Source organism: Pseudomonas peli (assembly GCF_900099645.1).
Classification (GTDB): domain Bacteria; phylum Pseudomonadota; class Gammaproteobacteria; order Pseudomonadales; family Pseudomonadaceae; genus Aquipseudomonas; species Aquipseudomonas peli.
Window position 1 is genome coordinate 123,779 of the sequence record NZ_FMTL01000002.1, and the last position, 22,860, is coordinate 146,638.

General features: G+C 60.6%; 28 protein-coding genes. 14 read left to right on the plus strand and 14 right to left on the minus strand.

Annotation, left to right across the window (positions count from 1 at the left end; all coding sequences use genetic code 11):
* Positions 1-293: 293 nt before the first annotated feature.
* Together gluQRS and dksA are read right to left on the minus strand one after the other, a co-directional pair.
* The gene (gene gluQRS, locus BLO50_RS09235) at positions 294-1,181 is read right to left on the minus strand and encodes a tRNA glutamyl-Q(34) synthetase GluQRS (RefSeq protein ID WP_090251638.1); all 888 of its coding nucleotides are present in this window, start codon (positions 1,179-1,181) and stop codon (positions 294-296) included.
* A gap of 60 nt (positions 1,182-1,241) precedes the next feature.
* On the minus strand, positions 1,242-1,685 hold the full coding sequence (gene dksA / locus BLO50_RS09240; RefSeq protein WP_090251641.1) for an RNA polymerase-binding protein DksA: 444 nt from the start codon (positions 1,683-1,685) through the stop codon (positions 1,242-1,244).
* Between the two features lie 196 nt (positions 1,686-1,881).
* Here dksA and BLO50_RS09245 point away from each other — a divergent pair, with 196 nt between their 5' ends.
* Both BLO50_RS09245 and sfsA read left to right on the plus strand, forming a co-directional pair.
* Entirely contained in the window at positions 1,882-3,063 is a 1,182-nt protein-coding gene (locus tag BLO50_RS09245) for a pyridoxal phosphate-dependent aminotransferase (protein WP_090251644.1), read from the plus strand.
* On the plus strand, positions 3,053-3,760 hold the full coding sequence (gene sfsA / locus BLO50_RS09250; RefSeq protein WP_090251646.1) for a DNA/RNA nuclease SfsA: 708 nt from the start codon (positions 3,053-3,055) through the stop codon (positions 3,758-3,760). Before BLO50_RS09245 ends, sfsA begins: the two co-directional genes overlap by 11 nt.
* A gap of 22 nt (positions 3,761-3,782) precedes the next feature.
* Here the strand turns inward: sfsA and BLO50_RS09255 are convergent, their stop codons facing one another.
* Positions 3,783-4,961 carry a glycosyltransferase family 4 protein gene (locus BLO50_RS09255; protein ID WP_169852840.1) on the minus strand — a complete coding sequence of 393 codons (1,179 nt, stop codon included), beginning with the start codon at positions 4,959-4,961 and terminating at the stop codon, positions 3,783-3,785.
* Positions 4,962-5,019: 58 nt separating this feature from the next.
* Entirely contained in the window at positions 5,020-5,922 is a 903-nt protein-coding gene (gene bsrA, locus BLO50_RS09260) for a LysR family transcriptional regulator BsrA (RefSeq protein ID WP_090251651.1), read from the minus strand.
* Positions 5,923-6,004: 82 nt separating this feature from the next.
* Between bsrA and BLO50_RS09265 the strand changes: the two genes are divergently transcribed.
* Positions 6,005-7,126 carry an SRPBCC family protein gene (locus BLO50_RS09265; RefSeq protein ID WP_090251654.1) on the plus strand — a complete coding sequence of 374 codons (1,122 nt, stop codon included), beginning with the start codon at positions 6,005-6,007 and terminating at the stop codon, positions 7,124-7,126.
* A gap of 4 nt (positions 7,127-7,130) precedes the next feature.
* Here BLO50_RS09265 and cysZ read toward each other — a convergent pair whose 3' ends face one another.
* Complete coding sequence (gene cysZ / locus BLO50_RS09270) at positions 7,131-7,883, minus strand: sulfate transporter CysZ (RefSeq protein WP_090251656.1); 753 nt, start codon at positions 7,881-7,883, stop codon at positions 7,131-7,133.
* A gap of 268 nt (positions 7,884-8,151) precedes the next feature.
* On the opposite strand from cysZ, the gene trxB reads away from it, so the two are divergent.
* Positions 8,152-9,099, plus strand: coding sequence for a thioredoxin-disulfide reductase (gene trxB, locus BLO50_RS09275; protein WP_090251659.1), 948 nt, complete (start codon positions 8,152-8,154; stop codon positions 9,097-9,099).
* A gap of 57 nt (positions 9,100-9,156) precedes the next feature.
* On the opposite strand, the gene BLO50_RS09280 is transcribed toward trxB, so the two are convergent.
* From BLO50_RS09280 to folM, 6 genes are all read right to left on the minus strand, one after another.
* Complete coding sequence (locus BLO50_RS09280; protein WP_090251662.1) at positions 9,157-9,744, minus strand: putative glycolipid-binding domain-containing protein; 588 nt, start codon at positions 9,742-9,744, stop codon at positions 9,157-9,159.
* Positions 9,745-9,928: 184 nt separating this feature from the next.
* Entirely contained in the window at positions 9,929-10,273 is a 345-nt protein-coding gene (locus tag BLO50_RS09285; RefSeq protein WP_090251664.1) for a HopJ type III effector protein, read from the minus strand.
* On the minus strand, positions 10,273-10,563 hold the full coding sequence (locus tag BLO50_RS09290) for a DUF1244 domain-containing protein (RefSeq protein WP_090251667.1): 291 nt from the start codon (positions 10,561-10,563) through the stop codon (positions 10,273-10,275). Before BLO50_RS09290 ends, BLO50_RS09285 begins: the two co-directional genes overlap by 1 nt.
* Positions 10,564-10,686: 123 nt before the next feature.
* Complete coding sequence (folX, locus tag BLO50_RS09295; protein ID WP_090251669.1) at positions 10,687-11,058, minus strand: dihydroneopterin triphosphate 2'-epimerase; 372 nt, start codon at positions 11,056-11,058, stop codon at positions 10,687-10,689.
* Entirely contained in the window at positions 11,058-11,618 is a 561-nt protein-coding gene (gene folE / locus BLO50_RS09300) for a GTP cyclohydrolase I FolE (RefSeq protein ID WP_090251672.1), read from the minus strand. Before folE ends, folX begins: the two co-directional genes overlap by 1 nt.
* Before the next feature lie 22 nt (positions 11,619-11,640).
* Positions 11,641-12,351 carry a dihydromonapterin reductase gene (gene folM / locus BLO50_RS09305; RefSeq protein ID WP_090251675.1) on the minus strand — a complete coding sequence of 237 codons (711 nt, stop codon included), beginning with the start codon at positions 12,349-12,351 and terminating at the stop codon, positions 11,641-11,643.
* Positions 12,352-12,615: 264 nt separating this feature from the next.
* Here folM and BLO50_RS09310 point away from each other — a divergent pair, with 264 nt between their 5' ends.
* Positions 12,616-12,912 (plus strand): hypothetical protein, encoded by a 297-nt coding sequence (locus BLO50_RS09310; RefSeq protein ID WP_244152873.1) that lies wholly within the window; start codon positions 12,616-12,618, stop codon positions 12,910-12,912.
* Positions 12,913-12,916: 4 nt separating this feature from the next.
* Here the strand turns inward: BLO50_RS09310 and BLO50_RS09315 are convergent, their stop codons facing one another.
* A complete protein-coding gene (locus BLO50_RS09315) occupies positions 12,917-13,342 on the minus strand; it encodes a thiol-disulfide oxidoreductase DCC family protein (RefSeq protein ID WP_090251679.1) in 426 nt (141 codons plus the stop codon).
* 91 nt (positions 13,343-13,433) lie between these two features.
* On the opposite strand from BLO50_RS09315, the gene BLO50_RS09320 reads away from it, so the two are divergent.
* Both BLO50_RS09320 and BLO50_RS09325 read left to right on the plus strand, forming a co-directional pair.
* Positions 13,434-14,387, plus strand: a complete 954-nt coding sequence (locus BLO50_RS09320) for a MerR family transcriptional regulator (RefSeq protein WP_090251682.1) — start codon at positions 13,434-13,436, stop codon at positions 14,385-14,387.
* Positions 14,388-14,594: 207 nt separating this feature from the next.
* A complete protein-coding gene (locus BLO50_RS09325) occupies positions 14,595-16,373 on the plus strand; it encodes an acyl-CoA dehydrogenase C-terminal domain-containing protein (RefSeq protein WP_090251684.1) in 1,779 nt (592 codons plus the stop codon).
* 140 nt (positions 16,374-16,513) lie between these two features.
* Here the strand turns inward: BLO50_RS09325 and BLO50_RS09330 are convergent, their stop codons facing one another.
* Positions 16,514-17,125 (minus strand): hypothetical protein, encoded by a 612-nt coding sequence (locus tag BLO50_RS09330; protein WP_090251687.1) that lies wholly within the window; start codon positions 17,123-17,125, stop codon positions 16,514-16,516.
* Between the two features lie 51 nt (positions 17,126-17,176).
* A complete protein-coding gene (locus tag BLO50_RS09335) occupies positions 17,177-17,638 on the minus strand; it encodes a PAS domain-containing protein (RefSeq protein WP_090251690.1) in 462 nt (153 codons plus the stop codon).
* A 112-nt stretch (positions 17,639-17,750) separates the two neighbouring features.
* On the opposite strand from BLO50_RS09335, the gene BLO50_RS09340 reads away from it, so the two are divergent.
* The 7 genes from BLO50_RS09340 to BLO50_RS09370 all read left to right on the plus strand — a co-directional run bounded on the left by BLO50_RS09340 (position 17,751) and on the right by BLO50_RS09370 (position 22,858).
* Positions 17,751-18,203 (plus strand): flavodoxin, encoded by a 453-nt coding sequence (locus BLO50_RS09340; RefSeq protein ID WP_090251694.1) that lies wholly within the window; start codon positions 17,751-17,753, stop codon positions 18,201-18,203.
* A complete protein-coding gene (locus tag BLO50_RS09345; RefSeq protein ID WP_090251697.1) occupies positions 18,203-18,670 on the plus strand; it encodes a cupin domain-containing protein in 468 nt (155 codons plus the stop codon). The genes BLO50_RS09340 and BLO50_RS09345 overlap by 1 nt, the downstream gene beginning before the upstream one ends.
* A 99-nt stretch (positions 18,671-18,769) precedes the next feature.
* Complete coding sequence (locus BLO50_RS09350) at positions 18,770-19,552, plus strand: class II aldolase/adducin family protein (protein ID WP_090251699.1); 783 nt, start codon at positions 18,770-18,772, stop codon at positions 19,550-19,552.
* On the plus strand, positions 19,549-20,433 hold the full coding sequence (locus BLO50_RS09355) for an alpha/beta fold hydrolase (RefSeq protein WP_090251702.1): 885 nt from the start codon (positions 19,549-19,551) through the stop codon (positions 20,431-20,433). The genes BLO50_RS09350 and BLO50_RS09355 overlap by 4 nt, the downstream gene beginning before the upstream one ends.
* The gene (locus BLO50_RS09360) at positions 20,433-20,963 is read left to right on the plus strand and encodes a DUF1569 domain-containing protein (RefSeq protein WP_090251705.1); all 531 of its coding nucleotides are present in this window, start codon (positions 20,433-20,435) and stop codon (positions 20,961-20,963) included. Before BLO50_RS09355 ends, BLO50_RS09360 begins: the two co-directional genes overlap by 1 nt.
* Positions 20,964-21,070: 107 nt before the next feature.
* On the plus strand, positions 21,071-21,982 hold the full coding sequence (locus tag BLO50_RS09365) for an SDR family oxidoreductase (protein ID WP_090251709.1): 912 nt from the start codon (positions 21,071-21,073) through the stop codon (positions 21,980-21,982).
* Positions 21,983-22,090: 108 nt separating this feature from the next.
* Positions 22,091-22,858: a crotonase/enoyl-CoA hydratase family protein gene (locus BLO50_RS09370; protein ID WP_090251712.1), complete on the plus strand. Its 768-nt coding sequence runs from the start codon at positions 22,091-22,093 to the stop codon at positions 22,856-22,858.
* Positions 22,859-22,860 lie beyond the last annotated feature (2 nt).

Genomic DNA, 22,860 nt, shown 5'->3' on the forward strand with positions numbered 1-22,860 from the left:
CCAGCCATCATTGGCATGCGCGATGGGCGTCGAGGTGCGAGACCCATCTGAGAAACCGCGACAGCGGACCTACGAAGTCACGATTGCCGTGCCCCTGTTGCTTCGCCGTGCTGATTTTGCATATTGGCCGCAGACGCTGGTGTGTCCGGTCAACACCCAAGACCCGGGTACCGCGATGGCGAAGTAAACCTGCACCATCGGGAAGAATGCTGTCGCAGCATTGTCGTCACCCTACAGCACGCTGCTGGCTGGCGTCTGTTCGCTAGCGGACATAGGCACAAATGTGTCGACGTTTAGCGAAGTTGGGCTTCAGCGAGGGTCAGGCTGCGCGGAATAAGCGATGCATCCCAGTGCTGGCTGGCCCAGCGCAGCAGTTCGGCAGGCTGGCCATGGGGGGCGCCGTCCGGCAACGGCTGGCCAAGCGCACGCAGGGCGCGAATCAGCAGTGGAGTGGCTTGATCGGCCGGTAGCGGTGGCGAGCGGTAGGATTTGCCGAGCTTGTGGCCATCGGGCTGGATGATCAGCGGCACATGCAGATAACGCGGTTGCGAAAAGCCAAGCAGCTCCTGCAGGTACAGCTGGCGCGGTGTGGAGTCGAGCAGGTCTGCACCGCGCACTATATCTGTGATGCCCTGCCAGGCATCGTCGAGCACCACGGCCAGTTGGTAGGCATACAGGCCATCGCGGCGGCGAATGACAAAGTCACCGACCTCGCGGCCCAAGTGCTGGCGGTAGTCGCCTTGTACGCGGTCGACAAAGTGGTAGCTCAGCTCCGGCACGCGCAGGCGAATCGCCGCATCGGCAAAGCCGTGGCCGGCATTGCGGCAAGTGCCGGGGTAGATGCCTTGAGTGCCTTCCAGTTGCTTGCGTGAGCAGGTGCAGGCGTAGGCCAGGCCCTGGTTGAGCAGACGTTCGACCAGTGCAGCATACTCGCCGTGACGATTACTCTGGCGCACCAGTTCGCCATCCCATTCGAAGCCGTAACTTTCCAGTGTGCTGAGAATGCCTTCTTGGGCGCCGGCGACTTCCCGTGGCGGGTCGAGGTCTTCCATACGCAGCAGCCAGCGGCCATTTACCGCGCGCGCGTCAAGGTAGGACGCAAGTGCGGCGACCAGTGAGCCGAAGTGCAGGTAACCGCTCGGGGTGGGGGCGAAGCGGCCGATATACGCGGGTGTGTTCATGTCTGGCACACACAGGGAGGCAGAAACAGCAGAGGGTGCCGAAGCACCCTCTGGGTCAGATCAGGAACCGATCTGTTTTTCTTTGATTTCCGCCAGGGTTTTGCAATCAATGCAAAGGGTGGCGGTGGGGCGTGCTTCCAGTCGGCGGATGCCGATTTCTACGCCGCAGGAGTCGCACCAGCCGTAGTCGTTGTCTTCGATGAGTTGCAGGGTTTCGTCGATCTTCTTGATCAGCTTGCGCTCGCGATCACGGGCACGCAGTTCCAGGCTAAATTCTTCTTCCTGGCTTGCGCGGTCCGCTGGATCGGGGAAGTTAGCTGCTTCGTCCTGCATGTGGTGCACAGTACGATCAACTTCCTGCATCAATTCCAGCTTCCACTTGTTGAGGATGCCGGTGAAGTGGGCGCGCATCGGCTCACCCATGTATTCCTCGCCCTTTGTTTCTTTATAGGGCTCAAAACCACGAGTCAGTTGGCTGCTTTTTGCTTTTGCTTTGGTGGGCATGGATGACCGCCTCTCACTCTCTCTAATCCACTGCGCAGGACGGTGTCCCTTGCCGATCCTACGTCGCGTAGAACTGGCCCTGCGGCTGCAAGCGGGCGAACTTACCAGAACAACTCAGCCTGCGCCACTCCCGGTTGTCGAAGCTGCGTTGGGTATGCTTTAGAATCCGCGGCTTAATCCAGACCAAGGCAGTCCCATGGCTCAGTCCTACAGTGCGCGCAGCCGCGCCATAGAACCTTTTCACGTGATGGGGCTGCTGGCCCGTGCCAATCAGCTGCAGGCCGACGGCCATGATGTGATCCACCTGGAAATCGGTGAGCCGGATTTCACCACCGCCGCGCCGATTGTTGCCGCCGGGCAGGCGGCGCTGGCCGATGGGCACACCCGTTACACCGCCGCGCGCGGCCTGCCGGCCCTGCGCGAGGCGATTTCCAGTTTCTATGACCAGCGTTACGGTCTGGATATCGATCCGCAGCGCATTCTGATCACCCCGGGCGGCTCGGGCGCCTTGCTGCTGGCCACCAGTCTGCTGGTTGACCCCGGCAAGCATTGGCTGTTGGCCGATCCCGGTTACCCCTGCAATCGGCATTTTTTGCGCCTGGTCGAAGGTGCGGCGCAGCTGGTTCCGGTTGGCCCTGATGTGCGTTATCAGCTAACGCCCGACCTGATTGAGCGTTATTGGGATCAAGATAGCGTCGGCGCGTTGGTGGCTTCCCCAGCTAACCCGACCGGTACTTTGCTCAGTCGCGACGAGCTGGGCGGGCTGTCTCAGGCGTTGAAAGCGCGCGGCGGCCATCTGGTGGTGGATGAGATCTACCACGGCCTGACCTACGGTGTAGACGCTGTCAGCGTGCTGGAAGTGGACGACGAAGCCTTTGTGCTGAACAGTTTTTCCAAGTATTTCGGCATGACTGGCTGGCGCCTCGGCTGGCTGGTGGCGCCACCAGCCGCCGTGCCGGAACTGGAGAAACTGGCGCAGAACCTCTATATCAGCGCGCCGAGCATGGCTCAGCATGCAGCCTTGGCGTGTTTCCAGCCGCAGACCCTGGAGATCCTCGAGCAACGCCGCCACGCGTTTCAGCACCGCCGCGATTTCCTCCTGCCAGCGTTGCGTGAACTGGGCTTCAAGATCGCTGTGGAGCCGGAGGGCGCCTTCTATTTATATGCCGACATCAGCGCCTTCGGCGGTGATGCCTTTTCCTTCTGCCAGCACTTTCTGGAAACCGAGCATGTGGCCTTTACCCCTGGCCTGGATTTCGGCCGCTACCAGGCCGCGCAGCATGTGCGTTTCGCCTACACCCAGGATCTGCCGCGTCTGCAGCAGGCGGTGGATCGCATCAAGCGTGGTTTGAATAGCTGGAAGCCCCATGCAGTTTGAGCCGCCGCTGGAAGAGGGGCGCCTGCTACGCCGCTACAAGCGCTTTCTCGCTGATATAGAGACCGCCAGCGGCGAGCTGCTGACTATCCACTGTCCCAATACCGGCTCGATGCTCAACTGCATGAGCGAGGGCGCGCGGGTCTGGTTCAGTCGCAGCAACGACCCCAAGCGCAAACTGCCGGGCACCTGGGAGATTGGTGAAACACCGCATGGCCGTCTGGCGGTGATCAACACCGGGCGCGCTAATGCCTTAGTGGAAGAGGCCTTGCGTGCCGGGCTGATCGCCGAGCTAAACGGCTTTACCAGCCTCAAGCGCGAAGTGCCTTACGGTCAGGAACGCAGCCGTATCGACTTTCGCCTGGACTACCCGACAGGTGCGGCGTTTGTCGAGGTTAAGAGCGTCACCCTGGGGTTCGCCGACAGCCGCGTCGCCGCCTTTCCCGATGCGCGCACCGAGCGTGGCAGCAAACACCTGCGTGAATTGGCGGCACTGGCCCGTGAGGGCATTCGCGCGGTGCAGCTGTATTGCGTGAACCTGACGGACATTGATGCCGTGCGCCCGGCCGAGGAAATCGACCCGGCCTATGCCGCTGCTTTGCGTGAGGCGGTGAGCGCCGGTGTGGAAGTGCTGGCTTACGGCGCGGCGATCAGCGCGCAGGGTGTGCAGCTGATGAAGCGTCTGGATGTGCGGTTGTAGGAACGGGGCTTTCCGTTCCTCTTTAATGCTGCGTTCTGCCGGCCGGTAACGCTTGCACAGGTTGCATGGCGCTGCGCAGATGCTGCTCGAACAGCTCGACAATCGCCGGCCAGCCCTGGCGTGAGGCATGCAGTCGCGCATTCAGGCGCACTCGGCGCAGGCCCTCGTGGTCGGTCAGCAGCCAGCTGGCGGCGTCGATAAAGCCTTGTTCGTCCTCAGCCACCGCAAGCGCGCCGTTGTGGCCGTGGCGGATATGTTGCGCGGCCGCCGCTTGATCAAACGCCACCACGCCAAGCCCGGAAGCCAGGGCTTCGAGCACCACATTGCCGAAGGTTTCTGAGAGGCTGGGAAACACAAACAGATCGCCCGAGGCGTAATGCGCGGCCAGCTCTTCACCGCGCTGCAGGCCGCAGAACACCGCTTCGGGCAGTTGCTGCTGCAGGCTGGTGCGCTGCGGGCCATCACCGACCAGAATCAGTTTCAGCCGCCGCTGCGGGTGCGCCTGTTGCAGCGCCCGAAAGCTCTTGCTGAGCAGGGCCAGGTTCTTTTCCGCCGCCAGGCGGCCGACATGCAAGATGGCGATGTCCTGTTCCGCCAGGCCCCAGCGCTCGCGCAAGGCCTCGCTGCGTTTGGCCGGGTGGAACAGCTGGCTGTCGACGCCTCGCGAGAGCAGTTCCAGGTTGTCGAAGCCGCGCCGCTGCAGCTCAATCTGCTGGCTAACGCTGGGCACCAGGGTCATCTGCGAGCGGTTGTGGAACCAGCGCAGGTAATTGGTCAGTACACGGGTCAGCAGGCCGAAGCCGTAATGCCCGGTGTATTGCTGAAAATTGGTGTGAAAACCGCTGACCACCGGGATTTGCAGGCGCCGCGCCGCGCGCAGGGCGGACAACCCGAGCGGCCCTTCGGTGGCGATATACAGCACATCCGGGCGCTGCCGCTGCCAGCTGCGCAGCAGCTTGTGCATCGACGACTGACCCCACTGCAAACCGGGGTAGCCTGGCAGCGGCCAGCCACGGGTCAGCAGCAGATCCGGGTCGGCCGCACCGCGCGGGTCGACGTTCTGCCGCGGACGCACCAGTTGCACGCGATGGCCACGGCCACGCAAGCCGTCGACCAGGCGCCCGAGGGTGTTGGCCACGCCATTGATTTCCGGCGGGAAGGTTTCGCTGATCAGCGCGATATGCAGGGAAGCTGTGCTCATGGCAGCAGTGTCCGCTGCCGCTATGTAATGACTGTGACGCTTTGATTGCGTTTGTATTTCAGTCGAGCAGTTCGATCAGCTGTTGGCGCAGCCAGGCGTGCGCCGGGTCGAGGTGCTGTTGCTGATGCCAGATCAGGCTGACCTGCACCGGCGGCATATCGAAGGGCAGCGGCGCGATTTCCAGCGCATGCACCGGAGCGAAGGCTTCGGCCAGACGCGCGGGCACGGTGCCGAGCAGATCGGTCTGGGCGACGATGGCCGGGATCGGTAGGTAGTTGGGCAAATGCAACGCCGCGTTCCGGCGCACCCTGGCCGAACCTAGAACGATCTCCAGCGGCGAGCCACGTCCGGCGCGCGGCGTTACCGTGATATGCCGCGCCTGTTGGTAATCCTCCAGGCTCAGCCCGCCGATAAAGGCCGGGTGGCCGGCGCGGCCAATGGCCACCAGCGGTTCTTCACGCAGCGGCGCGTAGTGCAGGTCAGGCGAATCGAAGTGCAGGTAGTCGATGGCCAGGTCCAGCGCACCACTTTCCAGGCGTTGCACCAGGCTGTCGGCATCATCGGCTTGCACCAGCAGCTCGATCTGCGCAGCACTGCGCGCCAGGTGTGCCTGCAACATGGGCAGCAGTGCGGCTTGCGCGTAGTCATTCAGCGACAGGCTGAAGGCGTGTGGGGTTTGCGGGTCAAACGGCTCGGCCGGGCCCAGGCCGGTCTGCAGCAGGCGCAAAGCCTGACGTACCGGCAGATATAAAGCCTGGGCGCGGGCGGTGGGCGTCAGGCCCCGGGCGGTGCGCAGAAACAGCTCTTCGCCGAGTTGCTGACGCAGGCGGGCGAGGGCGTTGCTCACCGTCGACTGGCTCAGGTGCAGGCGTTCGGCCGCGCGGGTCAGGTTGCCTTCCTGCATCAGTGCATCGAAGACCAGCAGCAGGTTGAGGTCGAGCTGACGCAAATTCGTTATCAAGAATAATGCTCTTTCTGAATATCCATTATCGGAATGATCTGGCCGCGCCTAGACTGCTGTCAATCTGCACAGGAGTTATGCCGTGGCCTATAACAATGACAATGCCCAGGCTTTCCGCACACGTTATCGGGATGCCATCCACCCGCTTTACAACCCCTGGCTGCATGCCGCCTTTGTGCTGGCCTATGGCCTGACCTGCATCAGCCTGCTGTGGCGCACGCTGGACGCGGTGGCGCATTGGCAATGGCTACTGGTGCCGCTGAGCCTGGTGTTCTTCAGCTGGGGCGAGTACCAGGTGCACAAGCGCCTGGGGCACAACAAGACGCGCTTCGGTCAACTGTTCTACAAGCGCCACACGGGTGATCACCACAGCTTTTTCGTCGAAGGCCAGATGCGCTACGAGACGCCACGTGATTGGCGGGTGATCCTCTTTCCTGCCTGGCTGATCGTGCTCTACAGCCTGCCGCTGCTGGCTATCTGGTGGGTGCTGGCGCACCTCGACGGCAACTTGGCGGCGCTGTTCGCTGGCAGCATGCTGCTGGGTTATATGAGCTACGAGGTGGTGCACGCCTGCGAGCATCTGCCGGCCGAGCATCCTGTCGCGCGGCTGCCGTGGATTCGCCAGATGCGCCGCCTGCATGCGTTGCACCACCGCCGTGAGCTGATGCATGCGCGCAACTTCGGCATCGTCCATCCGCTGATGGACTGGCTGTACGGCACCCTGCACTGGGAACCGGAGCCGATTTATCAGCAGAATCGCCAGCAGCATCGCATCCGTCTCACCCGCCCAGCGGATGACGTGCTGAGTTATGCCGCTGCGCCGGCGCATTGGCCCGAATGGCATCCATCCTCACTGCGCATCTATGGCCGGGAGGGTGCATTGCTCGCCGGTGAGGTATTTGAAGAAGACATTCATGCCGGTGGCCGCGCCGGGCATCTGCGCTGGGATGTACTCGACTACCAGCCAGGGCGCCGCTGGCAGGCCTGCGCTCGTGGTGATCACGGGCTGGCGCTGCTGCTGACCTACGAGTGCATAGAAGTGGAAGGCGGTTGCGAGTTTGTCCGCACCCTGGAATACGGCTTCGACGGCCTGCTGATGCGTTTGGCTAATCGCCTGCTTCTAAGCCGGCGTATTGAGCGCGAATCCCTGGCCTCGATGCAGGCGCTGCGCACGGTACTTGAGCGCAGCCAACCTGCAGGGTGATGACTTAGGAAGTGGAGGTGAGCGCCTGCTCCTGGCGTTCACGCACCCAGAACACGGTGGCGCCGGCCACTGCTGCCGGCATCATCAGGATATTCAACCCTGGCACCAGCAAAGCGGCGTAGGTGATACCGCCAAAACCCAGGCTCTGCCAGCGCTTCTCGCGCAGCCAGGCGAGCATGTCTTGCCAGCTCATCTTGTTGTTGTCTGCGGGGTAGTCGATGTACTGAATCGCCATCATCCACACGCCAAACAGCAACCACAGCGGCGCGGCGATCAGGTTGACCACCGGGATAAAGCTCAGGATCAGCAGACCAATGGCGCGCGGCAGAAAGTAGCCCAGCTTGCGCATCTCGCGGCTGAGGGTGCGTGGCACCATGGCAGTCAGTTCGGCCAGGCTGAAGGGCGGAAAATCATCCTGCCCGCGCACCACCACTTCGACCTTCTCCGCAAGAAAACCGTTAAACGGTGCGGCAATGATATTGGCCAGCAGGGTGAAGGTGAAAAACACCATCAGCAGTACCAGCACGACAAACAATGGCCACAGCACGTATTCAAGAAAGCTCAGCCAACTCGGCAGGCTGGGCATAAAGGTCTCGACCCAGCCACTGAACTGCTGCATGGAAACCACAATCAACGCAGTAAACAGGATCAGGTTGATCGTCAGCGGCAGCAGCACAAACAGCCGCAGGCCGGGGCTAAGGACCAGTTTCAGGCCTTCGCTGAGGTATTGCGGGCCGGTCAGCACGGGGGCGTGCATTGGAGGAATCTCCAGGAAGTTGAAGTCGCGCCGACCTTACCGGCTTTGTGTGGCAGGTGAAAGCCTCTGTAACGGACGCTAACGATTGCCGGTGTGCGCTTATAGCGCTTGCCTATGCACAGTATTGGCAAAGCATATTTCCGCAGTGCGTCGGGCAGGCATAGGCTGCGCAGCATCCCTTTGTGGGGCTTTCGACCTTATTACCTTCCCCTAGGTCCTCGCGAAAGTCCCTTTTTATTGCTGCCGGCAATGCCGGGAGGAGCTGTTGATGTCTGCTGATCGTCATGCCCGCGTGATCATTCTGGGCTCCGGCCCTGCCGGCTACAGTGCGGCAGTATATGCTGCGCGTGCGAATCTCAAGCCCTTGCTGATCACCGGCCTGCAGGCCGGCGGCCAGTTGACCACCACCACTGAGGTGGATAACTGGCCCGGTGATGTACATGGCTTGACGGGGCCGGCGCTGATGCAGCGCATGCAGGAGCATGCCGAGCGTTTCGAGACGGAAATCGTCTATGACCATATCAATGCCGTGGACCTGGCTGGTAAGCCGTTCACCCTGGTCGGCGACAGCGGCACCTACAGCTGTGATGCGTTGATCATCGCCACCGGAGCCAGCGCCCGTTATCTGGGCTTGCCCAGCGAAGAAAGCTTTATGGGTAAGGGCGTTTCGGCGTGCGCCACGTGCGATGGTTTCTTCTACCGCAACCGTGAGGTCGCGGTGGTGGGTGGTGGTAACACGGCAGTGGAGGAGGCGCTGTACCTGGCCAATATTGCCAGCAAGGTGACCCTGGTACACCGCCGGGAAACCTTCCGCGCCGAGAAGATTCTGCAGGACAAGCTGCAGGCGCGGGTCGCCGAAGGCAAGATCGTGCTCAAGCTCAATGCCGAGGTCGATGAAGTGCTCGGCAACAACATGGGCGTGACGGGTGTGCGGGTGAAGAACAACGATGGCAGCTTTGACGAGCTGAACGTTGATGGCCTGTTCGTCGCCATTGGCCATACGCCGAACACCTCGCTATTCGAAGGCCAGCTGGCGCTCAAGGACGGTTATCTGGTGGTCAACGGTGGCCGCGAAGGCAATGCCACTGCTACCGGCATTCCTGGCGTGTTTGCTGCCGGCGATGTGGCTGACCACGTTTACCGCCAGGCCATCACCTCGGCCGGTGCCGGTTGCATGGCGGCGCTGGATGTGGAGCGTTATCTCGACGGTCATTAAGTCTGAGAATGCAAAAAGCCTCGATTTAATCGAGGCTTTTTGTTGTCTGCGGTCTACCTAGACCCAGGTATTCAGCTTCAAATCCCGCGAACTCATGCGCAAAAACTGATCGCTGGCTTTGACCAGCAAGGCGTGTTCGTCGACGGTCAGCTCGCTGCTCTTTTTACCCTGCGCTTCACTGCGGTAGAGGGTTTTTCCGCCTTCTTCGCGTAGGCGCTGGTAGCGCTGGCTGCGTGCTTCCACTTTTAAGGTCAGCAGGTCGACATAGGCCACCTGCATCAGCTCGCTCTGCCCGGTTTCCAGGGCGCAACGCTGCAGGGCAGGGGTGTGGGTGAAGGGCGATTCGGAGAGCATCACCTGCTGGCATTCGCTGAGGTCCGGGCGTGGCTCGCCGTTATGGAACCAGTTGCCACGGATGTCACGTTTGAGGTTAAGGCTGCGTTGGCCGTGGTTGTCGACCTTCAGCCACAGGCGGCGAAAGCGCCAGCGCGGGTCGCAGTTAATCACGTAGGTCGCGGCGATGCTGTGGCCTTGCAGGCTTTGCATCAGATGGCTGGTGGCGTTGATGCCGTGTTCATCGATGTTCAGGCGCAGGTTTTCCACGCCGGGGTTGTGCCATGGTTTCCATACCAAGGTCTGCTGCATTTACGCGACTCCAAGCCAGGTAGGGGTAAGAAACCGGGAACGCACGGCCATAACGCAGCACGGAGCACCGTCCCTGGTGTTCTCGTTCAAGTAATGGCGCGCAGCATAGGAGGATTAACGTCAGATGTCTGTCAGCCTTTGCCGACAGTTGCGCAAGTTTCTGCGCGCGCATTCGCGCGATTGATTACACGCTGTTGCGTTGCAGCGATGGCTGTTCGAATCGTACACCCGCCAGGCCGGTCTCCATCAAGGCGCGGATATTGCCGTGGTCGTTGCCGCTCGGGGTGTTGAGTACGCTGCGGTAATGCTCACCAAAGCACAGCAAGGCTTCTTCTACACTCAGGCCTTCAAGCAAGGCCAGGCCTAGGGTTTTGCACGAACCTTCATTTTGCCCGGCAGCGTTGTGCACTGGGCCATTGTCGAAGGCGCTGGGCTGGTACTGGTAGTGCTCCGCGATAAACGCCAGGGTCTCGGCGAAGGTGAAGTGTTCGCTGCGCAGTTTGGCGCGAAAGTCGTTGAGGTGGCTCATTACTTTTTTCCCTTGCTGAAGGCGGCCTGCTGCTCGGCGCTGGCGTCCTTCTGGTATTTAGCTTTCCACTCTGCATACGGCATGCCGTAGACCTCTTCGCGTGCCTCATCCGGTGTGACGGCAACGCCGATGTCATCGGCAGCGGCTTTAAACCATTTGGACAAGCAGTTACGGCAGAAGCCAGCCAGGTTCATCATGTCGATGTTCTGCACGTCAGGGCGTGAGCGCAGGTGGTGCACCAGGCTGCGGAAGGCGGCGGCTTCAAGTTCGAGGCGTTCTTGCTCGGTCATGGCGATGCTCTCTGAAGGCAAGCGGGAGTACGTTGGCGGCGATGATAAAAGCATGCCCGCCCGGCGGCAACGACCCGGCACAGGACGCACCGGGGATCATATAAGGCCGTTTCAGCGTTTTCTCTAGCGATGTCCAGCGAGGGTGATAGACACCGACTCGGCAAAGCGCAGGGCGTGCAGTTTATCCACTTCAACCTCGGCGTAGCGTACGTCCGGGTTGGCCATCACCAGGTCGAGAATTTCCTGGGTCATGCGCTCGAGCAGGGCGAAGCGATGCTCTTCAACATGGCGGATCACGGCCTTGGTGATGGTGCGGTAATTCAGCGCGTGGTCGATGTCGTTGTCCCGTACCGCCTCTACGGCGGGATAGAGAATGGTCAGGTTGATCAACACATCCTGCTTGTTGTTGATCTCCTCTTCCTTGATGCCAATGTAAGTGCGCAGGCGCAGGTCTTTGACGCGGATGCGGGCCATCCCAGGTTCCAGTCGCGGCATTACTTGCTCCGTCCGATCAGTTGCAGGAATTCATGGCGAGTGTTGCAGGATTCGCGGAAGGCTCCAAGCATCACCGAGGAGGTCATTACTGAGTTCTGCTTCTCCACGCCGCGCATCATCATGCACATATGCTTGGCTTCGACGACCACGGCCACGCCGGCGGCATTGGTGACCTGCTGAATCGCGTCGGCGATCTGCTTGGTAAGGTTTTCTTGGATCTGTAAGCGCCGCGCGAACATGTCGACGATGCGCGCGACCTTCGACAGGCCGAGCACCTTGCCGGTAGGAATGTAGGCGACATGGGCCTTGCCGATAAACGGCAGCATGTGATGCTCGCACAGCGAGTACAGCTCGATGTCGCGAACGATCACCATCTCGTCGTTATCGGACTCGAACAGCGCGCCGTTGACCACCTCTTCCAGGCTTTTGTGGTAGCCATTGCACAGGTATTGCATCGCCTTGGCAGCACGTTTTGGCGTGTCCAAAAGGCCTTCGCGTTCAGGGTTTTCACCGACGCCAAGAAGAATCTCACGGTAGTGATTGGGCAGTTCTGGGGTCATTGCAGGATCCTCGCGGCCGGGTTCATTTGAGATGACGGCCGCCGTTGACAGTAAGGGTTGTGCCGGTGACATAGGGGTTGTCGAGCAGGTAGCGCAAGCTTTGGTAGATCACCTGTGGCCCTGGTTCGATGCCCAGTGCCGATTTGTTGAGGGTTTTGGCGCGGTACTCGGCATCGTCGTCCGGGTTGAACATGATCAGCGCCGGGGCGATACCGTTCACTTTGATCTGCGGGGCGAAGCGTGCAGCAAATGACAGCGTCAGGCTGTCCAGCCCAGCTTTGCTGGCGCAATAGGCGGACCGGTTGGCGCTGCCCTTGCGTGCCACGTCATCGCTGATGTGCACGATATCTGCCGGCGAGCTGCGTTCCAGCAAGGGTTGGCAATGCAGGTTGATCAAATAGGGGGCGAGCATGTGCACGCTGAACAATCGCTGAAACGCCGCAGCTTCTTCGCCAGGCGTTTCCACCAGCCAATCGGAGGCGTTGTGCACAATGGCGCGCAGGCTGTCAGTGTGTCCTTTGAGTTGTTCGATAAACGCCAGGATTCCCGCCTCGTCGGCAAAATCAGCCTGTAGGGCCAGGGCACCGCGTTGCCGGAGTCGATCGATGCCGTCGCGTTCACTGCGGTAGGTCACGATCAGCGCGTGGCCGTCATCCAGCAGGCGCTCGGCACAGTACAGGCCAATACGCTGGCTAGCTCCGGTTATCAGGATGGGTGCGGCGCTGGCGCTCATGGTCGACTCGGCAGAAGGAAAAAGGTGGGTTCAGCGACGCTGCGCCGGGTTACCTGACCAGTAAGACGCGGCCTCGACTGAACCAGGAGTAAAGTTATACCAGCAATGTGCTTTGTACAACCATGCGGCCAGTACGGGTACTGCGTCTAAACGGCTTAATTTGCCTATTTCATTGAGCTGTATCGGTATTTTTTGTGGATGAGGGCTGAATAAAATTGTTTTAATCGTGTACAAGTTTGGTTTTCTTGTACAGGTATGCAGCGTATGAAGCCGTGGCAATTGAGTGTTGCAGTGCTGTTTGGGCGCGTGCGTCGTGTGGAAGTGCTCACGCTGCGCTGCTGCGGCTACAAGGTGCAGGTGATCAGTAGGGCAGGTCGCGTGCGCACGCTGGAATATGCCCCGGGCCGCCAGCTATGGCCTGGGTTGGCAATGCTTAAGGCGCGTCTGCGTGGCTGCGGTATCAGGCAAATGCTGTTGCTGCAGCCCGAGAGTCACGACGAAATTATTGGTCGCCCTGTACTGCTTGAGCCAGACCCAGGTCTGTGGATCACGTTGCGCTGATGCGCTAACGCGATTTTTTGCTGACGTCGCATGTTGCATCCTTGCAGCGACGACTCGCATCCGGGTGGGGAAGCCAGTCAAGGTGTGGCCTTAGCCGGCAAAACAATCGATAACCCAGTTCAAACAGTGGCCGCAATGCGGGCCATGTCAACGGCGTGGCCCAATGCCCAAGGCCCGCTGCGCGCCAGCTCCATAGCGTGGCATCCAGGCCGGTGACCCACTGGCCATCAGCGAAGCGGGCGTGCAGGAGGTTCTGCAGGGTTTCGCGGCTGTATCCGACGGACTCGGGGTGAAAGTCGTTGACGCTGATATCAACCAGGCACAGCCGTTGTACATCAGCACGCTGGCGCAACAACTTGATCTCGCGGGCGCACAGCGGGCAGTCGCCATCGTAGTAGAGGGTCAGGGGCCAGCTCGGTTGCATATTCATGGTCTAACTCTTTGTATAAGTCTTGTACAAAGTATGCTGGAAATAGCTGGGTTACAATGCGGCCAACATTTTTTCTGTGATACCTGCGCCTATGTCCGATCACGTTGGTAGTGCGTCCCTCGTTTCGAATGCTCTCAAGCAGGAAGAGTTATTTCCCATTCGTGAAGTGGCGCGCCTGACTGGTGTCAATCCGGTCACCCTGCGGGCTTGGGAGCGGCGCTATGGGTTGATCCAGCCGACGCGCACCGACAGCGGTCATCGTCTGTATTCACAGGTCGATATCGAGTCGGTGCGCAGCATCCTGGCGTGGATCGAGCGCGGCGTTGCAGTTAGCAAGGTCGGTAAGATTCTGGCCAAAAGCAGTTCGATCAAATCAGCCAGCTCGCCAGTTTATGAAGAAGTCAGTGCCAGCGAATGGGGCGAGTGGCAAGCCCAGCTCCGCCGCGCCATCAGTGCCTTTGATGAAGTGCGCTTGGATCGACTGTACGGCCAGATTTTCTCCAGCTATCCACTGCCCGTGGTGTTTCAGGACATCCTGATGCCGCTGTGGCAGGAGCTGTTGCTGCGCCAGGAGGAATACGGCCAGACCAGCGAATGGCTGTTTTTCGACACCTTCCTGCGTGCACGTACGTTGCAGCGCCTGCAGGTGTTGCGCGCTCAGGTTGAGGAGCGTGTGCTGCTGGCGGCCTTGCCGGGCCACTGCCGCGAGTTGGAGCTGCTGGTAGCTGGGTTGCTGTTGAGCAGCGCCGAAACGGCGGTCAGCGTATTGGGCCTGGGCCAGCCGTTGGAAGAGCTAACGCTGATCTGTGAAAAAATGCAGCCCCAGGCGCTCGTGCTGTTCTCCAATCAGCCGCCCACTGATGATCTGCCTAAAGTGCTCTCGCGCCTTGCGCTGGCGCTGGATTGTCCGCTGGTGATGGCCGGTGACGGTGCTGACCTCGCCGAGGAAAGTCTCAGCGGCTCACCGATTGCCTGCTTGGGCAATGAAGGTCGCCTGATGCAGCGCCGCCTGCAGCAGTTTCTGGCGGGCCACCTAGATACCTGATTTCTCCACCAAGTACCCCTGAATTTGGGCGGCCTCCCGGCGGGTGGTCGCGCTTTGGCGTGCCCAGAAATTACTGTCGGTTTTAATTAGTTGTACAGCTTGTACAGAAAATTGCTTGCTATCTGGGTCTTTAGGCTATACAAAAGCTATACATTGTTTGTTTGTGTATAGCTTGTATCCATTCGTACAGCTTGAGGACTCAGCAACATGACCCAATACCGCGCACCCCTTCGTGACATGCGTTTCGTTTTTGACGAGGTGCTCGACGCTTATGCCACCTTGCAGTCGCTGCCTAGTCAGCGCGAGTTCGGAAACGACCTCGGTGGCGCCATTCTGGAAGAAGCCGCCAAATTGGCGGAGAACGTACTGGCCCCACTCAATGGCCCTGGTGATAAGCAGGGCTGTCAGTACGATCCGGAAAGTAAATCGGTCAAAGCACCGGACGGTTTCCGCGCTGCTTACCAACAGTTCGCCGAAGGCGGCTGGACCGCACTGGCCTGTACCCCCGAGTTTGGCGGTCAGGGCTTGCCCCATGTGCTGAACATGATGGTTGAGGAGATGGTTTGCTCGGCCAACCTGTCGCTTGGCATGTACCCAGGTCTGACTCATGGCGCGATCAATGCGTTGACCGCTCACGGCGCCCGTGAATTGCAGGAACGCTACCTGCCAAAACTGATCAGCGGTGAGTGGACAGGCACCATGTGCCTGACCGAGCCACAGTGCGGTACCGACCTGGGCTTGATCCGTACACGTGCTGTACCTCAGGCGGACGGCAGCTATGCCATCAGCGGTACCAAGATCTGGATCACCGGCGGTGAGCACGATCTGGCGGACAACATCCTGCACCTGGTATTGGCCAAGCTGCCCGATGCACCGGACAGCGTAAAAGGCATTTCACTGTTCTTGGTGCCCAAGTTCCTGGAAGACGGCAGCCGCAACCCGGCATTCTGCGGTGGCCTGGAACACAAAATGGGCATCAAGGGTTCAGCTACCTGCGTGATGAACTTCGAAGGGGCTCAGGGCTGGCTGATTGGAGAGCCGAACAAGGGCCTCAAGTGCATGTTCACCATGATGAACTCGGCGCGCTTGATGGTGGGCATGCAGGGGCTTGGTATTGCTGAAAGTGCTTACCAAGTCAGCCTTGGATTCGCCAAAGAGCGCCTGCAAAGCCGTTCGCTGTCGGGCCCGAAAGCCGCTGATAAACCTGCTGATCCAATCATCGTGCATCCGGACGTACGCCGCATGTTGCTGCGCCAGAAGGTGACCATCGAAGGGTGCCGCGCTCTGGCCTACTTCACTGGTCTACACGAGGATGTGGCTCATGACCATGAAGACCCAGCTGTGCGTGAGCAAGCCGATGATCTGGTGCAGTTGCTGACGCCGGTGGTTAAAGCCTTCCTCACCGACGAAGGCTTCAACAGTGCTAACGAAGGGCTGCAGGTACTGGGCGGCTCCGGGTTTACCGAGGACTGGGGCATCGAGCAGCTGGTGCGTGATTCACGTATCACACGAATTTATGAAGGCACCAACGGCATTCAGGCGCTTGACCTCGTGGGTCGCAAGCTAGCGCTGGGTGGGGGACGTGCTGTGCGCAATTACTTCGCCCTTATCGAGGGTTGGCTCAAGGCGCATGCCGAGGCTGATCACGTAATGGCCGTGGGTGGTGCGCTCAAGCAACTGCAGCAAGCCACGATGTGGATTGCCACCGAAGGCATGAAAGATCCTGAGCAAGCGGGTGCTGCAGCGACACCTTACTTACGTCTGTTCGCCCTCACCAGCCTGGCCTGGATGTGGGCACGTATGGCCGCGGTGGCCAAATCCAAGCTTGCCGAAGGCAGCACAGAAATAGCCTTTTATGGCGCCAAGCTGAAGTCTGCAGACTTCTTTATGGCGCGCATCCTGACGGAAACCGACAGCCTGCTGGCCGAGGTTAAAGCTGGTAAAGCCACCTTGATGGCCTTCAGCGATGAGGAATTTGCTGCCTAAAACGACTGCGCAATCCGATAGCCACAAGTTCCGCCCATTTTCGGTTATCGGATTTTTTTATCCCTGCTGCAGGCTTTTAGCCTGCACTTTAGGCCCGCCTGATTGCGGGTCTTTTTTTGTCTGTTAGTTGCGGTCGTTGTTCAGCCGTGGCGTGCCTGTGGTTGTTGTTCGCGTAGCAGGTGTTGCTGGTAAATGTAGTGGCGCAGCTGCTCATCGCCTTGCGGGTCGAGGGTATTTAGCTGATAGGCCAGCAGACCGTCTGCGGTTTCGCGGACAAAGATCCCCGATACGGCAATCGGTGCGTGTTCATCCACGGGCAACACCAGGTGAAAGCACTTCGGTGCCTTGCGCTGTGCGCGGTGTTCGATCAGCGCACCGTTCGCAGACAACTGATGAATCCACAGGTCACTCGGCTGTGTGTTGGGCTTATACAGCGGTAACGGCTCGGGCAGGGGCGAGCGCCATGCACGGTTGATCTCGCCTTCATCGATGATCTGCGGCGCGCCGAGCTGCAGGCAGGGTGCGTTGCGTTCATCCTGGCTAAGGTGCAGGTTGAAGGTGAGGTGCTGGTTGGCGATGTGCGCATGCAGGCTCAGCTGTTCATTGGCCGCACACTGCGACAGCAGTTCGCTGAGCTGTTTGCCCAGGTCAACTGGCATACCCGTTTGTCTGGGCGGCTCGCTGTTCGTGGGCTGATGCAGCTGGCGGATAAAGGCCAGTTCGGCCTGGGTCAGAAGTGCTTGTTCTTGCATGGGAGCGGTCTATATCAAGCTCTGGAGCTGTTGTGACCGCTGATCTGGGGATTAGTTAGTGCCGGTCGTCGCCTGCAAACGTGCCAGCTCGGCCTTGAGGACGGCCATCTCGGCTTCCAGCTCTTTGACCCGTTCCTGGGCTAGCACTTGTTCGGTGACGTTTTTCTGGATGCCGATGTAGTAGGTCAGCTGGTCGGCGTCATTAACCACCGGGGTGATTGACAGCTCGTTCCAGAACGGGCTGCCGTCCTTGCGGTAATTGCGGATGATCTGCCGGCACGGACGGTGTGCTTTTACCGCCTCGCGAATGGCATCCAGGCCAGCTTGATCACGGTCGCCAGCCTGCAGAAAACGACAATCCTGATAAAGGATGTCTTCGCTGGCGTAACCCGTGAGTTTTTCAAAGGCGGGGTTGGCATAGATCAGGATGTTGTCGTCACCTTCCTGTTCGGCCACCACGATGCCGTCGTTGGAGGCGTTGATCACCAGTTGCAGCAGTTTGGCGTTGATCATGAGGCGATTTCCCAGTCTATGTCGGCTGCATTCTAAAACATCCGGGCGGTCTGTCTACTTGCGGCATAATGCCGTGCTTATCGATTTGGTTCTGACTGTTTCGGAGTTCTGCATGAAAATCGCCATCCTTTCCGGCTCGGTGTACGGCACCGCAGAGGAAGTTGCTCGCCACGCCGAGCGTCTGCTCAAGGCCGCCGGCCATGAGGCCTGGCACAACTCGCGCGCCAGTCTGGCGGATATTCAGGCCTTTGCTCCTGAAGCTTTTCTGGCGGTGACGTCGACCACCGGCATGGGTGAATTGCCGGATAACCTGCAGCCCCTGTACTACGCCATTCGTGATCATCTGCCGGCCTGGAGTGGCCTGCCGGGCGGGGTAATTGCCCTGGGCGACTCCAGCTATGGCGACACCTTCTGCGGTGGTGGCGAGCTGGTGCGTGAGCTGTATGCCGAGCTGGGCATCCGTGAAGTGCAGCCGATGCTGCGCCTGGACAGCAGCGAAAGCGTGACTCCGGAAACCGACGCCGAGCCCTGGCTGGCGGACTTTATTGCGGCGCTGCACGGCTGATGCACCCGCGCGCGCAAGAGCTGATCACGGCGCTGCAACTCCAGGCGCATCCGGAAGGTGGCTATTACCGCCGCCTGTATGAGTCGTCTGCACAGCTTGACGGTGGCCGTCTGTGCGGCACGGCGATCATCTTTCTGCTTCCCGCTGGCGCGGTCAGCCGTTGGCATCGGGTGGATGCCGACGAGCTCTGGCACTTTTATGAAGGCGCGCCGCTGGAGCTGCTGGTCGCCGAGCAGCCCGATGCCGTGCGCTGTGCGCGCTTGGGCCCGGTGGCCATCGGTCAGCTGCCGCAGCGCTTAGTGCCAGCATATGCCTGGCAGGCGGCGCGCAGCACCGGGGCGTTTACCCTGGTGGGTTGTACGGTGACGCCGGGTTTCGACTTCGCCGGCTTCCAGTTGCTCAGCGATGACCCTGAGGCCCAGCGCGACTGGCCCATGCTCGCGCAGCTGCATCCCGAACTGGTTTGACCTGCAAGGCCACCATGCTGGCCGCTAGAGCGACTCACCTTTGCGGCATCCCTCGCTAGACTCCTTGGCACTTCAATAACAAAAGCCGAGGAATTCATCATGACCGTTGCCCACGCACTGCCTGTTGTCAGCCTCAAGGATCAGGTGTCTGCTGCCGAATGGCAGACCCGCGTAGACCTGGCCGCTTGTTACCGGCTGATTGCCCTGTATGGCTGGGATGACCTGATCTTCACCCATATCTCGGCGAAGATCCCCGGCAGCGAAGACTTCCTGATCAACCCCTATGGTCTGATGTTCCACGAGATCACCGCCTCCAGCCTGGTGAAGATCGACCTCGCCGGCAACAAGCTGATGGACAGTCCGTTCGACATCAACCCGGCCGGCTACACCATCCACAGCGCCGTGCACGAGGTGCGCCACGATGTTGGTTGCGTGCTGCATATCCACACCCCGCAGGGGATTGCCGTATCGGCGCAGAAGCAGGGTTTGCTGCCACTGTCGCAGCAGTCGCTGTTCGTTCTCGCCAGCCTGGCCTATCACGGCTATGAAGGCGTGGCGCTGAACCATGACGAGAAGTCGCGGCTGCAGGCGGACCTGGGCGATAAGAACTTTATGATCCTGCCCAACCATGGCTTGCTTACCGCTTTCGGCAGCATTGCCGATGCCTTCCTCGGCATGTTTACCCTGCAGCGCGCCTGCGAGATTCAGGTGATGGCGCAGAGTGGCGGGGCGGAGCTGATCCATATCCCGCAACAGGTCCTCGACGGTGCCCGGGCGATGATTGCTGGCGTGATGAAAAGTCCGCAGGGCATGGGCGGCGCTTTGCCGTGGCCGGCGCTGCTGCGCAAGCTGGATCAACAGATCCCAGGTTACGCAGCATGACGGTGCTGCCAGGGATTGCCCTGGCAGATTGGCGCAGTGCGGGGCAGGCCTTTAGCTTTAACGGCCATGGCATCCGCTACTGGACGGCCGGTCAGGGCGAGCCGCTGTTGCTGATTCACGGCTTTCCGACCGCCAGCTGGGACTGGCATTACCTGTGGGCTTCACTGGCTGAGCGTTACCAGGTAATTGCCTGCGACATGCTCGGCTTTGGCGACTCGGCCAAGCCCCGTGGACATGCCTACAGCCTGCTGGAACAGGCTGATCTGCAACAGGCGCTGCTGGCGCATTTGGGGATTGGTCAACCAGTGCATGTGCTGGCCCACGATTACGGCGACAGCGTTGCACAAGAGCTGCTGGCACGGCATCAGAACGGGCGCGTACAACTCGCCAGTTGTGTCTTTCTCAATGGCGGGCTGTTTCCGGAAACCCACCATCCGGTATTGGTGCAGAAGCTGCTACTCAGCCCCATCGGCCCGCTGATTGGCCGGTTGTTCAGCCGCCAGAAGCTGGCGCAGAGTTTTGCCAAAGTGTTCGGCCCACAGACCCAGCCCAGTGAGCGTGAATTGGATGACTTCTGGAGCCTGATCGCCGCCCATAACGGCCCGGCGGTGATGCACCGCTTGATCCGTTATATGCCCGAGCGCCGCGTCAACCGCGACCGCTGGGTGGCGGCGATGCAGGCCACGGCGGTGCCGATGCGGGTGATCGATGGTGCTGTTGACCCGATTTCCGGGGCGCATATGGTGGCGCGTTACCGCGAGCTGATCCCCCAGCCGGACACTGTGCTGCTGGAGGGCATTGGCCATTATCCGCAGACCGAGGCCCCGGATCAGGTGCTGGCGCATTACCTGCAATTCCGTGAAGGGCTGGAGGCCACATAATGCAACGACGTACTGTTCTGAAAGGTGCCGCCCTCGGTGGTGTAGCGGCTCTGGGGGCCGGGTTCTGGGCATTGCCCAGCGGCGAGGCGCCAGCCGCAGTCAGCCTGGATGCGGCCCAGCAGCTTTTGGCCGGTTTGGTCGATCAGCCATTGCGCAGCCTCAAGGGTTGGAGCCCGGCTGAAGTGTTCAACCATTGTGCGCAGAGCATCGAGTACTCCATCAGTGGTTATCCCGAACTCAAGCCGGGTTGGTTCCGCAGCAGCGTCGGCCCGCTGGCCTTTAGCGTATTTGCCGCGCGTGGGGCGATGCGTCATCCGCTGAATGAGGCCATTCCCGGCGCGGCCCCGCTGAATGCGCCAGCTACGCAAGCCCACGCGCTACAGCGTTTGCAACAAGCCTTTGCCGACTTCGCTGCGTATCAGGGCGAGTTGCAGCCGCATTTTGCCTACGGCGCGCTTAGTCATGCCGATTACGCTCAGGCCCATGTGTTGCATCTGTATAACCACTTGAGCCTGATCCGCCCGGCCTGACTATCCCGCTGCTTTATTGCGCACCATTCAGCGCTGCGCGTAGCTATTGTGACCAGAGCGCGACTGCTGGACACTCGGCGCATTGTTAATCTGCCGAGGAATGCTGCATGAGCGACGCCATCCGTTTTCAAGATCAGGTTGTAATCGTCACCGGGGCCGGCGGCGGCCTGGGCCGCGCCCATGCGCTGTTGTTCGCCAAGCACGGTGCCAAGGTGGTGGTGAATGACTTGGGCGGCAGCACCCACGGTGAAGGCGCCAATGCCTCGGCGGCCGATAAGGTGGTTGAGGAAATCCGCGCAGCGGGCGGCACCGCTGTGGCCAACCACGACTCGGTGACTGACGGTGAGAAGATCGTGCAGTGCGCCCTGGATACCTTTGGCCGCATCGATGTGGTGGTGAACAACGCCGGCATCCTGCGCGACAAGACTTTCCACAAGATGGAAGACGCCGACTGGGACCTGGTTTACAAAGTCCACGTCGAAGGCGCTTACAAGGTCACCCGCGCCGCCTGGCCGCACATGCGGGAGCAGGGTTATGGTCGGGTGATTTTCACCGCATCCACGTCGGGCATTTACGGCAACTTCGGTCAGTCCAACTACGGCATGGCCAAGCTCGGCCTGTACGGCCTGACCCGCACCCTGGCCCTCGAAGGGCGCAAGAACAACATCCTGGTCAACGCCATCGCACCTACTGGCGGCACGCGCATGACCGAAGGCCTGATTCCGCCGCAGGTGTTCGAGCAGCTCAAACCTGAGCTGGTCAGCCCGCTGGTGGTGTACCTGGCGAGCAACGCCTGCGAAGAAACCTCCGGCCTGTTCGAAGTCGGCGGCGGCTGGATGGGCAAAGTGCGTTGGGAACGCAGCCTGGGTGCCGGCTTCGATCCGCGTGAAGGCTACAGTCCGGAAGACGTGGCGGCCAACTTCGCGCAGATCTGTGACTTCGAGGGCGCGGCCCATCCGAAGGACAATATCGAAGCGATGAAAGAGATGATGGCCAACCTGCAGAAGTTCGCCCTCTGATTGCGCCACTCTGGCGGGGAGATCGGTCAGCAGGCTGATTTCCACCGCGCAGGGCTTTAAGGTGAAGGCCGGCTAAATGCCGGCCTTCGGCTTTTTAGGGAGCAGGTTATGCGCGTCATCATCGAAAAAAACGGCCCGGTCACCACCCTGATCATCAACCGCGCCGAGGTGCGCAATGCAGTCGACCGGCCTACGGCTGAGGCACTGGCCGCGGCATTGCGGGCTTTTGAAGCGGATGAACAGGCGCGGGTGGCGGTGTTGACTGGTGCGGGTGGGACTTTCTGCGCGGGCGCTGATCTGGGTGCGGTGGCCGCAGGGGCTGAACGTGCCAATCGCCTGGAAACCGAGGGTGACGGGCCGATGGGGCCGAGCCGCATGCAGCTGAGCAAACCGCTGATTGCTGCCATCGAAGGCCATGCGGTGGCCGGTGGCCTGGAGCTGGCGCTACTGGCCGATCTACGGGTGATGGCGGATAACGCGGTGCTCGGGGTGTTCTGCCGGCGTTTTGGCGTGCCGCTGATCGACGGTGGCACCGTGCATTTGCCACGGATTATCGGCCAGGGCCGCGCGCTGGATCTGATTCTCACCGGTCGCCCGGTAGTGGCCGAGGAAGCGCTAAGCATGGGATTGGTCAACCGGGTGGTCGCCGCCGGTAGCGCGTTGGCTGCAGCGCAGCAACTGGCACTGGAGATTGCCGGCTTCCCACAACGCTGCATGCTGGCCGACCGCGCCAGCGCTTATGCGCAGTGGGATCTGCCTTTTGTGCAGGCGCTGGGCAACGAGTTTGCAGGCGGCATGGCGGTGATCGCCAGTGGCGAAACCCAGGCCGGCGCGCAGCGCTTCAAGGATGGTACAGGGCGCCACGGCAGCTTTTGACC